This window comes from Citrobacter sp. wls711 (assembly GCF_005281055.1).
In the GTDB taxonomy this organism is placed as follows: Bacteria; Pseudomonadota; Gammaproteobacteria; order Enterobacterales; family Enterobacteriaceae; genus Citrobacter; species Citrobacter gillenii.
The window spans coordinates 61,941-76,133 of record NZ_SZXC01000026.1 but is presented as its reverse complement, the minus strand read 5'-3'; the positions used below and the strand labels follow the sequence as shown (position 1 = coordinate 76,133).

At 52.2% G+C, this 14,193-nt stretch carries 12 protein-coding genes; 5 read left to right on the top strand and 7 right to left on the bottom strand.

The window, feature by feature from the left end; translation table 11 throughout:
• Window positions 1-18: 18 nt before the first annotated feature.
• The 4 genes from mepS to FDW98_RS11785 all read right to left on the bottom strand — a co-directional run bounded on the left by mepS (window position 19) and on the right by FDW98_RS11785 (window position 4,321).
• A complete protein-coding gene (gene mepS, locus FDW98_RS11800; RefSeq protein ID WP_096756458.1) occupies window positions 19-588 on the bottom strand; it encodes a bifunctional murein DD-endopeptidase/murein LD-carboxypeptidase in 570 nt (189 codons plus the stop codon).
• A gap of 413 nt (window positions 589-1,001) precedes the next feature.
• On the bottom strand, window positions 1,002-1,715 hold the full coding sequence (locus FDW98_RS11795) for a phosphatase PAP2 family protein (RefSeq protein ID WP_096756459.1): 714 nt from the start codon (window positions 1,713-1,715) through the stop codon (window positions 1,002-1,004).
• A gap of 33 nt (window positions 1,716-1,748) precedes the next feature.
• Window positions 1,749-2,735, bottom strand: coding sequence for a GTP-binding protein (locus FDW98_RS11790; RefSeq protein WP_096756460.1), 987 nt, complete (start codon window positions 2,733-2,735; stop codon window positions 1,749-1,751).
• Between the two features lie 119 nt (window positions 2,736-2,854).
• Window positions 2,855-4,321, bottom strand: a complete 1,467-nt coding sequence (locus FDW98_RS11785) for a mannitol dehydrogenase family protein (RefSeq protein WP_096756461.1) — start codon at window positions 4,319-4,321, stop codon at window positions 2,855-2,857.
• 202 nt (window positions 4,322-4,523) lie between these two features.
• On the opposite strand from FDW98_RS11785, the gene uxuA reads away from it, so the two are divergent.
• Window positions 4,524-5,714 carry a mannonate dehydratase gene (uxuA, locus tag FDW98_RS11780; protein WP_096756462.1) on the top strand — a complete coding sequence of 397 codons (1,191 nt, stop codon included), beginning with the start codon at window positions 4,524-4,526 and terminating at the stop codon, window positions 5,712-5,714.
• 46 nt (window positions 5,715-5,760) lie between these two features.
• Here the strand turns inward: uxuA and FDW98_RS11775 are convergent, their stop codons facing one another.
• A complete protein-coding gene (locus FDW98_RS11775; protein ID WP_096756463.1) occupies window positions 5,761-7,233 on the bottom strand; it encodes a PLP-dependent aminotransferase family protein in 1,473 nt (490 codons plus the stop codon).
• Window positions 7,234-7,399: 166 nt separating this feature from the next.
• Between FDW98_RS11775 and torC the strand changes: the two genes are divergently transcribed.
• Genes torC through torD form a run of 3 tightly spaced genes read left to right on the top strand, consistent with a single transcriptional unit; the run spans window position 7,400 to window position 11,663 of the window.
• On the top strand, window positions 7,400-8,527 hold the full coding sequence (gene torC / locus FDW98_RS11770; protein WP_096756464.1) for a pentaheme c-type cytochrome TorC: 1,128 nt from the start codon (window positions 7,400-7,402) through the stop codon (window positions 8,525-8,527).
• A gap of 15 nt (window positions 8,528-8,542) precedes the next feature.
• Window positions 8,543-11,041 carry a trimethylamine-N-oxide reductase TorA gene (gene torA, locus FDW98_RS11765; protein WP_096756465.1) on the top strand — a complete coding sequence of 833 codons (2,499 nt, stop codon included), beginning with the start codon at window positions 8,543-8,545 and terminating at the stop codon, window positions 11,039-11,041.
• On the top strand, window positions 11,031-11,663 hold the full coding sequence (gene torD, locus FDW98_RS11760) for a molecular chaperone TorD (protein WP_137398852.1): 633 nt from the start codon (window positions 11,031-11,033) through the stop codon (window positions 11,661-11,663). Before torA ends, torD begins: the two co-directional genes overlap by 11 nt.
• Before the next feature lie 56 nt (window positions 11,664-11,719).
• On the opposite strand, the gene yeiP is transcribed toward torD, so the two are convergent.
• A complete protein-coding gene (yeiP, locus tag FDW98_RS11755; protein ID WP_096756467.1) occupies window positions 11,720-12,292 on the bottom strand; it encodes an elongation factor P-like protein YeiP in 573 nt (190 codons plus the stop codon).
• 157 nt (window positions 12,293-12,449) lie between these two features.
• Here yeiP and FDW98_RS11750 point away from each other — a divergent pair, with 157 nt between their 5' ends.
• Window positions 12,450-12,704, top strand: coding sequence for a YkgJ family cysteine cluster protein (locus FDW98_RS11750; RefSeq protein ID WP_096756468.1), 255 nt, complete (start codon window positions 12,450-12,452; stop codon window positions 12,702-12,704).
• Here FDW98_RS11750 and setB read toward each other — a convergent pair.
• Entirely contained in the window at window positions 12,701-13,882 is a 1,182-nt protein-coding gene (gene setB, locus FDW98_RS11745) for a sugar efflux transporter SetB (RefSeq protein WP_096756469.1), read from the bottom strand. The genes FDW98_RS11750 and setB overlap by 4 nt on opposite strands.
• Between the last annotated feature and the right edge of the window lie 311 nt (window positions 13,883-14,193).

Genomic DNA, 14,193 nt, shown 5'->3' with positions numbered 1-14,193 from the left:
GGATAGCTGCCAAACGAATTAACTGCGACTCAGAACCCGGCGGGCTTCGTTGTAACGCTTTTTCCAGTAAGGCTCGTTCATACTGGAAATAACAACGCCGCTGCTGGTCGAGGCATGTACAAACTGGTTGTTACCGATATAAATACCGACGTGACGGCCCGTAGAGCCCGCACGGAACAGAACCAGATCGCCGGTGCGCAGATTGGTGCGCGAAACGGATTTACCCGTTTCCTGTTGTTCGTAGGTTGAGCGAGGAAGCTCTAAACCAAATTGTTCACGGAATGTACGCTGTACAAAGCTTGAACAATCAATCCCTTTCTTAGTGCTGCCGCCAAGGCGGTAACGCACGCCTTTCCAGTCAGCGTATTGGTCCATAATACGAGATTTAACATCGATATTACGTACCATACTTTCAAATTCATCCTGAGAGGCTTGCAGTGAAGAGTTATCTCCATTGCCCACAGCATGCGTCTCAGAATGCATATTCTTGGCGGTGTTCGTTGTGCTACATGCAGAAAGCAGAACCGCAACTGCTATCGCGGGTATGCCCCGCAAGATATATCTCAAAATCGGTTGAGATTTGACCATGTTGTTTGTTTTCCCTTGAAGTCCTTAACGATAAATATCGTTATAAAAAATGCCAAACATGACGAGACTAATTACCTACGCACGATGAGACAATTCTTTATGGTCAAATCTGTGGTAGAACGCACAAATTTATTCGTAAAGAGAATAATTATCTCGCGAGGCAAAACGAGTTCGAGATTACCCGATCGCCACAGTCATTGCGAGTGATTTTACGTGATTTCTTATAAGAAAAATTGATACAGAAAGTGAATAAACGGCATTGGCTAAATTAAGAACAATTAGGCTGAAAAACACACAATTCATTCATTTTCAACAGGAATAAGATGACAAGAGAATGACAGTCAGCAAGAGAGATTATCGTCAGATATCATCAGGGAATCAGAAGTATCCCTGATGATGTTAATTACTCTGCGTTATTTGTTTAAAAAATGTTTGTTTTTACCGGGGAGATAATTCGTGAACAGGGTGACCAAACGGTCGCTTAATGGTGTCATTAGCCACCAGGGCAGGCCAGTCAAAACGACGGTCATCGAACCGACCACGATATCAGTAAGCCAGTGAGCACCAATCATTACGCGAGGAAAGGCAAAAACAACAGCGATAATAAGGCCGATTAATCCTGCGACTTTTCCGAAATACCTCAGCATAAATGCGGAAAAAATAAGCAGCATCATGCCGTGATCGCCCGGGAAGCTGTCACTTGACGCATCCTTGGTTGAAATATGCAGCAGCTCGCTGACACGATGAATATTATCCAGCATCAGGGTTGGACTGGCGCGTTTAACCGGAATAAGCACCTGGCCTAACTGATTTAATACCACCGCCGTGAGCAGCATCACCAGACCAATTGCAATGATACGGCGGCGCCCGTCCGGGGTTTCTTTGCGCCAAAAACTCAGCATCAGGGCACCCATTGCCAACAGCGAGCAGCCGTCAAACGCGCGGTTGTTGGTGATTGCGACAACCCGCAGGAACATTGGGCTGTCGACCAGTTTTTGGTTGAAGAAGTGGAAAACACCAAAATCGATGGAATACCAGAACCCATGTCCGGCTGGAATATACCAGGACAGAAACAGCGCCAGACCTGCGATATTAAGCAGGAGAATAAAAGGGTATCGGGTTTTCATCATCGTTCACCATTGCCAAAATCGCAGGCAACCTTACGCGTTAGCGTCTAAACGAAGCTTCAACAATGCACCCTGTAACGCGTTCCAGTCAGTCTCGGTGTCCGAGATGAGTTCAATACGGCTGTCCGGAGGTGCGACGTTTTGGGTCTCAATGTGCCAGTCATCACCCTGACGGTTGATGCGTACCAATCCTTCCTTGATTCGCATGACGCCTTTTACGCGACCTACCGGCGCGAGACGCGACCATTCCAGCAGGCCGATGGTATCGAACACGGTGTCCGCATCGAAAATCCAGCCGCAGGCCTGATGCCCCTGACCGCTGTTGAGACTACGACGCCAGCGCTGCTGTGCCGGCAGGCTCAGTGCCGCCAGCCCTTTTTTGTCGGCATGCTGGTGGGCGTGTGCCGCACTTGTGGGAAGCTCTGCCAGATTCAGACGCGGTAAATCCAGTAACTGCGTGTCAATGTGTCCATGGTCGGCATGAACCAACTGACGGTGACCGCCGTAGTGCTGCCACCAGGTTTGCAAGGCATGTTCACTTTCAGCCGTCGCGCGATCGGTTTTGTTGGCGACGATAACGTCAGCGGCGGCCAGCTGGTCGCGGAAATTCTCATTGGCGACGCTTTTTTCATCCAGCAGCAGGCGAGGGTCAAGGATACAGAGTGTCGCGCGCAGATCGATCCACGGTTCGTAAACCGGGGCGGTGAGTAAATCCAGAATCTGTTTTGGATGCCCGAGGCCGGTAGGTTCGATCAATAACCGGTCGGGTTTGCCCTGACGCAGTAACGTATTAAGGCCTACCTGCATCGGCAAACCGTTAACACAACACATGCATCCTCCGGGGATCTCTTTTAGCAGTGCGCCGCTGTCGGCCAACAGCGCGCCGTCAATACCGACTTCGCCAAACTCATTGACCAGCACAGCCCACTTCTCAGCGGGATCTTTGTTGGCGAGTAAATGAAGAATAGAGGTGGTTTTACCGCTGCCGAGAAAACCGGTAATGAGGTTGGTTTTGGTCACGTTGGCTCCAGAATCATCAAATGCTGTTATAGCGTTCAACAATCCTGGCGAAAAAAGGATAAAAAGAGAAGGGCAGAGAGGACGAAGGTGCGCTTCGTCCCGCTGAATGGCAGAAATTGTTAATTTTTTAACGTCTGCATGACGGCCTGATGCGCGCCATATTGCGCAATATTCTGCCAGGCCTGCTCGATAGCTTCGACGAATTGCGGATTCTGCACCAGATCGGGGGCAAAAATCTCGCGCAGGGAAAGCAGTGCGCTGACGCGCTCTGATAGGGAACTGTGCTCGACAAGCGCGCGGATCTTATCACGCAACGGATCGCGCACATCAATGGCTGCACCCGCATCATCAATGCCGCTCACGTAGCGCATCCAGCCCGCAACGCCCAGTGCCAGCAGAGGCCAGTCGCTTTGCCGTGATAAATGTACGCGGATCCCTTCCAGCATTCTTTGCGGCAATTTTTGGCTGCCGTCCATCGCGATTTGCCATGTCTTATGCTTCAGTGCGGGATTGGCAAAACGTTGCAGCAGGCTTTCGGCATACTGATTTAGATCGACGTTAGTGATGTGCAGCGTGGGGGCCTGCTCCGTCATCATCAGACGGTAAGCCGCTTCACGAAAGGCGTTGTCCTGCATGCAATCGCTGATGTGCTGAAACCCGGACAGATAGCCAAGATAGGCCAGAAATGAGTGACTGCCGTTTAGCATCCGCAGTTTCATCTGTTCCCACGGCAGCACGTCATCAACCATCTGGACACCGGCGGTTTCCCACTGCGGGCGGCCGGCGACAAAATTGTCTTCAATCACCCACTGGATAAACGGCTCACAACTGATGCCACAGGGGTCAGCGATGCCCAGCGTTTGGGCAATTTCTTCCAGCGATTCGTCGGTTGCGGCAGGGACAATTCTGTCGACCATGGTGCCCGGAAAACTGACCTGCTGTTGTATCCACGCCGCCAGCTCAGGCGAACGTTTTTGCGCCATGCCCAGGATCGCGTTTTTCACCACATGCCCGTTGTCCGGGATGTTATCGCACGAGAGTACGGTAAACGGCGGTAATCCGCGTTCGCGTCGGCGATGCAGGGCTTCGACGATAATGCCCGGCGCTGAGTGCGGTTCATCCGGCGACTGCAAATCATGAATAATGCGTGGGTTTGTGACATCAAGCGACCCGGTGGATGGATCAATACAGTAGCCTTTTTCCGTGATGGTTAACGACACAATCGCCACCTGCGGTTCACAGAATTTTTCAATAATGGCCGCCAGCGAATCCAGCGTGGCGTTCAGGCATTCGTTAACGGCACCTATCACTATCGGTTGATTGCCGTCAGCACCTTTTTCTAACACGGTATACAGATGATCCTGCTCACGAAGCTGGCTCATCAGCCGATCGCCGCTGAACAAGCTGATCTCACAAATCCCCCAGTTTCCTCCCTGCGTATTGAGTACGCGATTGGTCAACAATGCTTGATGAGCACGGTGAAAAGCACCGAAACCAAAATGTACGATCCGCGAGGTTAAGCGTTGGCGATCGTACAGTGGCATCTGTACATTTTTGGGGAGTGAAGCCGAGGCAATTGTCTTCATTAAATACACCTGATTAACCATTAATTAACAATGGCAGTATAAAGTTATATGACAGCAAGTTAAATTGGTGTGCCTTATTTATCCGGGGAATGTGAGCTGGATCAATCAATCATCGGCGTTCTGTTGATCATCCACCCGATGCCTGTATGGTAGTCGTCATGCAGCTAACTTAATTTGGTATAACAACTTGTGAGGTGAAGCAATGGAACAAACCTGGCGTTGGTACGGGCCTAACGATCCGGTATCGCTTGATGATGTGCGTCAGGCTGGCGCAACCGGTGTTGTGACCGCCTTGCACCACATTCCTAATGGTGAAGTGTGGCCGGTAGAAGAGATTCAAAAGCGACAGGCTATTTTGGCTGAAAAGGGGCTGACCTGGTCGGTGGTGGAAAGCATTCCCGTTCACGAAGACATCAAAACCCAGTCTGGACAGTATCAAACGTGGATCGCCAATTATCAGCAGAGTATCCGTAATCTGGCGACCTGCGGCATTGATACCGTGTGCTATAACTTCATGCCGATCCTCGACTGGACGCGCACTGACCTTGAATATCAGCTCCCGGACGGTTCTAAAGCCCTGCGCTTCGATCAAATTGCCTTTGCGGCCTTTGAGCTGCACATCCTGCAGCGCCCCGGTGCGGAAGCGGAGTACAGCGCAGAAGAACAGCGTCAGGCTCTGGACTATTTCAATGCCATGAGCGAAGCCGATGTAGAGAAGCTGACTCGCAATATTATCGCCGGTCTGCCGGGTGCAGAAGAAGGTTATACGCTGGACAAGTTTCGCGCGCGCCTGGCGGAGTATGACGGTATCAGCAAAGACGATCTGCGCAATAATATGGCCGTATTCCTGCGCGCAATTGTGCCGGTAGCTGAAGAAGCAGGCGTGCGCCTGGCCGTGCATCCTGACGATCCGCCGCGCCCGATCCTCGGCCTGCCGCGTATTGTTTCCACCATTGAAGATATGCAGTGGTTGAAAGAAACAGTAGACAGCATCTATAACGGCTTCACCATGTGTACCGGTTCTTACGGTGTACGGGCGGATAACGATCTGGTGAAAATGATTGAAACCTTTGGCGATCGTATTCACTTTACGCATTTGCGTTCGACCTGCCGTGAAGATAACCCGAAAACCTTCCATGAAGGTGCTCACCTGCAGGGCGACGTAGATATGGTCTCTGTGGTGGCGGCGATCCTGCGTGAAGAACAGCGTCGTAAGAAGGCGGGCGATCTGCGTCCTATCCCAATGCGTCCGGATCACGGGCATCAGATGCTGGACGATCTGCACAAGAAAACCAATCCGGGTTACTCCGCAATTGGTCGTCTGAAAGGGCTGGCAGAAGTTCGCGGCGTTGAGCTGGCGCTGAAACAAACGCAGTTCCGCGATCTGCTGTAATGGCATCAACAGGGATTGGGCGAGTAGCTCGATCCCTGTTCTGCCTTCAGGGCTGAATTAACGCCTGCTCCAGCACTCTCAGCACTTTATTGATCTGCGGTAACTGCAACCCGCCAAAACCGAAAAACATCACTCCGGCGTTGTTCTCCTTGCGCCAGATTTCTTCTGAACCATTTTCAATGTCCTGTAACGTATCAAAGCGAACACCTGCCTGCAGGCAGCGCTGTTGCAGCAAGGCGATGGCGTCGGGCGAGCGATCGATGTGTAACGAGAGATGCAGGCCCGCCGTTGCGCCGTCAATTTTTCCGTCGGGGAACAGCGCAGAAAGACCGTCCCGGAGAAGCGCGAGCCGGGACGCGTAGCTGCAGGCCAGTTTGCCGAGGTGGGTATAAAAAACCTGATTTTGCATTAACTCAGCGAGAAACTGCTGCAATAACCACTGGCTGCCGTTGTTGTTTAACGCTTTCATATTCTGCACTGCCGGGAGCAGTTCATCCGGGCAAATGAGATAACCAAGACGCGCACCCGGCCCCAGCGTTTTTGAGAATGTCCCCATATAGATAACCCGATCGTGATAATCCATGGCTTTCAGCGCGGGGAGGGGATTTTCGCCGTACGTAAAAACGGCATCATAATCATCTTCGATAATGTACGCCCCGACACGCTGCGCCCAGGTCAGCAACGACAGACGCCGCTCCACTGAAAGCACACTCCCCATCGGATACTGATGTGCGGGCGTCACGTAACAAAGTTGGGTTGCATATTCGGGTAATTTATCCGTGCACAGTCCCTGATTATCCACCGCGATAGGCGTAATGTCGGCACCGTAGTAATTAAACAGATGCCAGGCTCCAGAATAACAAGGGGATTCGGTCACAATATGACACTTTTTTTCCTGACTTGCCGCGTGATGAATAATAAATATTTGGCTGAGCAGTGATAACCCTTCCTGAATTCCGTTGGTAATAATGATGTTTTCTGCGCGAGTATTAATTCCCCGGGATAGATTAAGGTATCTGACCATTTGCTCACGCAATGAAAATAATCCATTTGGTGAATGATATCGGGTAAACAATTGCTCTTTTAGTACGCTGGGAGCATTATTCCATTTTCGCCAGCTTGACCAGGGAAAGGCATTGGGATCGGGGACGCCCATCCGGCAATAAAAATCCCGTCCCATCTCACCGTAAACATCGGTGGAAACGCCTGCAGGCTCAGGCTTTACCGGCGGTGAACCCTGGGCTAACGGTATGTGTGCCGCGGGTGTACGTACTGGTGTAGTGAAGATCACTTCATAGCCAATACCCTGTCGGCTCTTAATCAACCCTGCCGCCATCAATTTTTCATACGCCATAACGACTGTGATTTTGGCGACGTTCAGCGCCTGCGCCTGCTCGCGGATAGAAGGAAGTTTGTCCCCGCACAGCAAATTCCCCCTCTGAATAGCCTGAAAATAAAATTGAAAGATCTGCAGTTGCAGCGATGTACGGCTTTCTCTGTTGAGAAACAGTGCCAGCATGAGAAATTCCTTATTAAAACGATAGCCGCATATTACGAGTTTCCATTTTTAACTATTTTGACTCGCCTCATAGAGTGAACGCTGTTCCTATACTCTGCTGCCGGTGTCTCTATTCTCCTTTTTTAATATCCCTTAGCGTGTCGCTATTAAAATAAGGGAGCCAAATATGTCGTGGATGAGAAAGAACGCACTATGGTGGGCATTTGCTGGAGCCGTTGCCATGGCCTTTGCCATTTGGGGAACGTGGCAAGGCGTGCATTACACCAGTAGCACCGAGTTTTGTTTGTCGTGCCATTCGATGCGTACGGTGGGGGAGGAATATCAGACCAGCATACATTTTCGCAATGCCTCCGGCGTGCGTGCCGAGTGTAAGGATTGCCATATTCCACCAGGCATCGTTCCGACGCTTCTGCGCAAAACGGAAGCCTTGAACGATCTCTACCATACGTTTATTTCCCCGTCGATTGATACGCCTGAAAAGTTTACCGCCAAGCGGGCAGAACTTGCTCAGCGGGAGTGGGCGCGAATGAGCGCCAATAATTCAGCAGCCTGTAAATCCTGCCATAGCTATGAGGCGATGGATCACGGCAAGCAATCGACGAATGCAGCGGCACAAATGACCGCAGCGGCGGCGAAAGACAGCAACTGCATTGACTGTCACAAAGGTATTGCCCATCACAAGCCTGATATGAGCAGCGGCTTTCGCGATCGGTTTAAGCAACTCCAACGCCAGGGAGAGACGCCGTCGGAGGCGACCACGCTGTTTTCGTTAGGCGAGAAAGCCCTGACGGCAACGGCTGGGAGTCCCGCCGGTAAAGCGCTACTTTTTCCGGCCACCGAAGTCAGAGTGCTGAAAAAAGAGGGCAGTAATGTCCAGTTGGAAGTGACGGGGTGGCGTGAAAGCAAAGGCCGTGGGCGGGTGATCACGCAGTTTATGGGCAAACGCGTTTTCTCCGCGGTGCTTGATGATTCCCTGATGGCAAACGTAAAAATTCTGCAAACCCAGGTTGACCCAGATTCGCACCAGCAGTGGCAGCAAGTGAGCGTGAGCGCATGGACCTCCGCGCAGGGGCTTATCACCAGTATTGCACCGGTGTGGGAATACTCGGAACAAATGCTGCAATCCACCTGCAGCGCCTGCCACAGCACACCGCCGACCATCCGTTATACCGCCAATGGCTGGATTGCCGGACTGAAAGCGATGTCGACCTATTACCGGCTTAATCCGGTGGAAGAACGCACGCTGTTGAAATACCTCCAGACGCACGCCAGCGATGTGCCTGCCCCCCAATAATAAAGAGGATAATGTATGGATATTCACGATTTTAATCCGTCCCGTCGCCGTTTTCTGAGCGGTATGCTGGCAGTAGGAGCCGCCAGTGCGCTGGCGCCGAACCCGCTGATATCAAAGGTATGGGCGGCAGGAGAAAACCCAGAGCAGTGGATCCAGTCCGGCTCGCATTACGGCGCTTTTGAAGCCAAAGTGGTCAACGGCGAGTGGACCGAAACCCGGCCCTTTAAACACGACAAATACCCGTGCGATATGCTGAATGCAGTACGTGAAGTGGTCTACAACCCTTCGCGAGTCCGCTACCCGATGGTCCGTCTGGACTGGTTACGTAAGCGTGAAAAATCAGACCGCAGCCAGCGCGGTGATAACCGTTTTGTGCGGGTCAGTTGGGATCGGGCGCTGGATCTGTTTTACGAGGAGCTGGAGCGGGTGCAAAAAAACTACGGATCTTCCGGCGTATTTACCGGGTTGGCCGACTGGCAAATGGTGGGCAAATACCATAAAGCGGGTGGTGCAATGGACAGGGGGCTTGGCCTGCACGGGAGCTATGTCACCACCGTTGGCGACTACTCGGCGGCGGCTGCACAGGTCATCTTGCCGCATGTGATTGGTTCGCTGGAAGTCTACGAGCAGCAAACCTCGCTGCCGCTGGTGATTGAGAATACCCATACCATCGTGTTGTGGGGCTGCGATCCGATTAAGAATTTGCAGATAGAATTCCTGGTACCCGACCACGAGGCGTTTGGCTACTGGCAGCAGATTAAAGAGGCGGTCGCACAGGGCAAAATGCGCGTCATCAGCGTTGATCCGGTGCGCAGTAAATCGCAAAACTATCTGGGTGCTGAACAACTGGCGCTGCGACCGCAAACCGATGTTGCCTTGCTGCTGGCGCTCGCGCACACCTTGTATGAAGAAAAACTGTACGACACGGCATTTATTAACGATTACACCGTCGGCTTTGAACAGTTTTTACCGTACCTGACGGGTGAGACTGACAAGCAGGTGAAAAACGCCGAGTGGGCAGCCCAAATCTGTGGCCTGAGTGCAGAACAAATCCGTGACTTCGCCCGCCTGCTGGTGAAAGGCCGCACGCAGTTTATGGGCGGCTGGTGCGTCCAGCGTATGCACCACGGAGAGCAGTATCCCTGGATGCTGGTGGTGCTGGCGAGCATGGTCGGACAAATTGGTTTACCGGGCGGCGGCGTAGGATTTGGCTGGCACTACAACGGCGGTGGAACGGTAACGTCGGCCGGGCCTGTGCTGTCGGGGCTGGGAAGTATTAACAATCCCCCAGAGGCGAAATATAAAGCGGATTTTCGTGGCGCATCGGCGCATATTCCCACCTCGCGTATCGTCGACTGCCTGCTTGCGCCGGGTAAGAAAATTGCCTTCAACGGTGAAACGTTAACCTGGCCTGATATCAAAATGGCCGTCTACAGCGCGGCCAATCCGTTCCATGCGCAGCAGGATCGCAACCGCATGATTGAGGCATGGAAGAAGCTGGAAACCGTCGTGGTGTTAGATCACCAATGGACTGCATCCTGTCGTTTTGCCGATATTGTCCTGCCCGTCACTACGCGCTTTGAGCGGAATGACATTGAGCAGTTTGGTACTCATTCGAATAAAGGGCTGATGGCGCTGCATCAGGTAGTCAAACCGCAATTTGAGGCACGTCATGACTTTGATGTGTTTGCCGGGCTGTGTAAGCGCTTTGATAAAGAAGTGGCATATCGTGAAAACCGCGATGAAATGCAGTGGATACAAGCGCTTTATGACGAAGGCGTGAAGATGGGCGCATCGCTCGGCGTCACCTTACCGGACTTTGATACCTTCTGGAAAGGGGACGGATATATTGAATATCCGGCGGGGCAGCCGTGGGTGCGCCACGGTGAGTTCCGCGACCAACCCGATCTTAATCCGTTAGGCACCCCGTCGGGGCTTATTGAAATCTACAGTAAAACCATCGCGGGTTTTCAATATGAAGATTGTCCAGGACACCCGGTGTGGATGGAGCCGTTTGAACGTAGCCATCAGGGCAAGACGAATAAATATCCGCTGCATCTGCAATCCTGTCACCCGGACAAGCGTCTGCACTCGCAGTTATGCTCAAGCGAGGCGTTTCGTAACACCTACGCGGTGGCCGGCAGAGAACCGCTCTACATCAGCGAGCAGGATGCAACCGCCCGCGGTTTAAAAGCCGGAGATATTGCTCGCGTCTTTAACGCCCGAGGTCAGGTGCTGGCGGGCGTAGTGATTAGCGCCGATTTTCCCGCTGGCGTGATCCGCATTCATGAGGGCGCGTGGTATTCCCCGCAGGAAGGCGGGAAAACCGGGACACTATGCACCTATGGCGATCCGAATGTCCTGAGTGCGGATATTGGAACATCGCAGCTGGCGCAAGGCCCTTCCGCACATAGCGTGCTGGTAGAAGTTGAACGCTACCAGCAGAAGGCCCCGCAGGTTACGGCATTCGGTGGACCTGAGACAGTCAAAGAGGAGGGGGCCAGTGCCGCATAATCACATTCATCAGCAGCGTGCAGCAGTATATCAGTGGTTTTCGCAACTGCTGTTTCGTGAACTGGACGAGAAGCAATTAGCCCGTCTTGAGAGTGAGGAGAGCCGGGAGTGGATGACCTCACTGACGGGGATCTCCGGACTGGCTGCTGACGTCAAAAAGTTAGCGCGTAGTCTGGCTCAGGTGCAGCGGCGCGAATGCCGACAACTGGAGCTGGCGGCCGATTTTGCTTCACTGTTTTTGCTGGCCCCTCCACAGAGCGTGTCGCCTTATGCAGGGCATTATCCGCACACGACGGCACCTGAAGAACGACGGCAAATGAATGTGCTGTTAGTCGAACAGGGGCTGGCTGCGCGGGAGAATGAACCTGCCGATCATATTGCGGTACAGCTGGCGTTAATGGCGAGAATGGTGGGCAAAGAGCAGAGCGTCGCTGAGCAATATTACTTTTTGCATCATCATATTATGTGCTGGGCATCATTGTTCCGGGATAGCTGTTTGCATCGCGACGGCGAGGGCTTTTACCCTCAGGCGGTTAATGTCATCGTGCGTTTTATGCGCGAGGATGAGCAGTATCTGGAATCATTATTGATGGATGATTTTTATCTCAGCAGTCAGCGCTGAAAACAGCAAAGGGACAGCGTGCGCTGTCCCTTTTAGTCTGTGTCTTAGCAGGAACGTTAGTCTGCACGCCCCATATAACGGCGTTCTTCGATATGAATGCGGATTTTCTCACCGGCACTCAGATACTCAGGAACCAGGATCACCAGGCCGGTGGTGAGGGTGGCTGGCTTGTTACGTGCACTGGCTGACGCACCTTTAATGCCAGGTGAGGTTTCAACGATCTCAAGGTCTACGGTCTGCGGCAGTTCAAGCGCCAGCAGTTGGCCATCCCAGGTCAGCACCTGCATGTCCGGCATTCCGCCTTCCGGGATAAACAGCAACTCTTCTTCGATCTGGTCTTTGGTGAAGGTATACGGGGTATAGTCTTCTTTATCCATAAAGACATATTCGTTGCCATCGACGTAAGAGAAATCAACGCCACGACGGCTCAGGGTGACGGTATCCACAATATCGTCGCCTTTGAAGCGCTCTTCGACTTTTAGGCCGGTACGGACATCAGAAAAACGCATTTTGTACAGCGTGGCTGCACCACGTGCGCTCGGTGATTGAATATCAATGTCTTTTACAATCAGCAGCTTGCCGTTGTAGTTAAGTACCATACCTTTTTTAATTTCGTTCGCTCTTGGCATCGAAAAAATCCTGTAGTGAGGAGTGTCTAAAATATCGCGTCAAACTACTCGCGCCGGGTCATTCAGGCAAGCGGAATTCGCACTTTTGCGGGTGCAAAAAAGGTGGTACTGTTCGCTACCTACACAATCCGCGGGTTTACCTTAAAGAGAATATTGTATGGAATGCCGTCCGGATTGTGGCGCATGTTGCACTGCGCCTTCTATCTCCAGCCCCATCCCCGGCATGCCTGAGGGCAAGCCCGCCAATACGCCATGCGTTCAGCTTGATGAATTCCTGCGCTGTAAAATTTTTGGTTCCGCACTGCGGCCAAAAGTGTGTGCAGGCTTACAGCCCAGCGCTGAAATGTGTGGTCAGACAACGCGCCAGGCTATGGTGTACCTTATTGAGCTTGAAGCGCTCACCGCACCTTAAACGTCTTTGATCCGCGCCAGGCAAAAGACCGTGGCGATAATCATCACCAGCGCAAACCAGAACACCGCATGGTAGTTCCAGATTTCAGCGGCAATACCGGCCAGCGATCCGGCAATAATCCAACCCACGCGGATGGTGTTGGTGTAAAGAGTGGTTGCAGAACCCGCCTGTCCTGGCATTAAGTCCTGGAAATAGAGCATGCCAATACCGCCGAGGATACCGATGTAAATCGCGTTCAGCAGCTGCAAGCTGAGCAGAATGACCGGCGAATGCGCCACCAGCATTCCGGCATAAAAGAAGAAACCGGCGACCACGGCGATCCGCATCAACAAACGCTTGCCCAGACGTTTAGCAAAGTATCCGGCAATGAGCATCGTCGGTATTTCCAGCCCGGCGGCGGTGCCCATCATAATGCCTGCGAGTTTTTCCGGCAGATGCAGTTCGTTGATGATAAACAGTGGCATATTAATGATGTACAGGCTGTTGGTGCCCCACATTAATGTGCAGATAGCGAACAGCAACAGCGTATCGCGCCGGTTACGACGCGGGGCTTCCACCGCGCCCGTGGCGAGGGACGCATTTTTGTTCATCGACGGTAAGAACAACCACACCATGACGCCGCAGACGATAAACGCAACGGCGGCACTCAGATACATCACCGTAAAGCTGAAACCCATAGCCAGCGCGTAAGCTAACGGCGGGCCAATCACCCATGCCAGCGAAACCTGCGCACGCAAAATAGAGCTGAACATGACGGCTTCCCGGCCCGTGCGGTCAGCATGCTCGCGGGCGAGGGCAAACATTTGCGGGTTAGCGGTCGATCCAAAGCTACTGAGGAAGACGCCGACAAACAGCAAAATAAAATAGTTACGGTTCCAGGCAAACAGCACACAGGCCAGCATCCCCAGTACGCAGCAAAAAACGATCAGATTTTTGCGATCGCCCTTCTTATCAGAACGCCCAGCTAAAAACTGGCTTACCAGGATGCCGATGACAGCGCTACCGGTAAAAAAGAAACCGACCATACCCGGACGGGCATGAACTTCATCGGTCAGAAAAAGGCTGAGCGTAGGGGTCTGCAATGCGCCGGCGATACCCGTAAGAAAAGCGACAAGCAGGAACGCCGAAGACGTTAAATCAAACGACCTGGGGGAGGCGGCTACCGGGGTGTTATGCATGTTTCAATATCTGTGATGTGAAGAGACGCGGAGTTTACGCTGCCTGCCAGAAAATAAACAGGGCGCGAAATCAAAATCGGCATGAAAAATCAAAATAGCATTTCAGTCTCTAAAAACAGTCTGCTGACGATGCTGAAATCGATAATTTAGCTTCCTTTCTATGTCAGCAATTATTGATGCACAGAAGAAAAAATGTGCGTTATATCTAAATTCAGCAAGTAAATTGCTAACTTTACTTGCGTGCTGAAGCAGAAAGCGCAAAACTTCTTGAAACGTTTCAGCGTCATCTTTTCTTAAGTGTTGGAGTTGGG